This window comes from Mesorhizobium sp. M4A.F.Ca.ET.090.04.2.1 (assembly GCF_003999085.1).
GTDB lineage: Bacteria > Pseudomonadota > Alphaproteobacteria > Rhizobiales > Rhizobiaceae > Mesorhizobium.
Map to the genome: position 1 here is coordinate 1 of NZ_RZOT01001037.1, position 404 is coordinate 404.

Annotated in this window: 1 protein-coding gene; it reads left to right on the forward strand. The window is 66.3% G+C overall.

The genetic code is table 11. The features are described from left to right. On the forward strand, nt 1-404 hold a 404-nt coding region (locus tag EN781_RS33920; protein WP_281034429.1), incomplete at both ends, for an ImcF-related family protein.

Here is a 404-nt window from a genome sequence, read left to right on the forward strand (position 1 = left end):
CTACTATGAGGACTATATCGCGCAATGGGACAGCTTCCTGCGCGACATGCGGCTCGCCCCGTTGAGCGACCTCAACGTCGCCAGCGAGAACCTCAAGGACCTTTCAAGCGCCGATTCCGCATTGAAGCGCCTGCTGACGGCGGTGGTTCAGGAGACGGACCTCACCCGGTCCGACGAGGCGCCGGCTGACGACAAGGCGGCCGCGAAGGGCGGCTCGAAACTGCTCGGCAAGCTTGGCAAGCTAGGCAAGGTCGTCAAGACCGGGGCAAAGCTGCTGCCGCGCGCGGGCTCCGCCGACAAGGTGGACCTCACCGGCAGCCTGGTGGCCGAACACTTCAAGCGGCTCAAGGGCGCGATCGCCGAAGTCGATGGCCAGCCGCCGGCGCTCGACGCGGCTGTAGTGG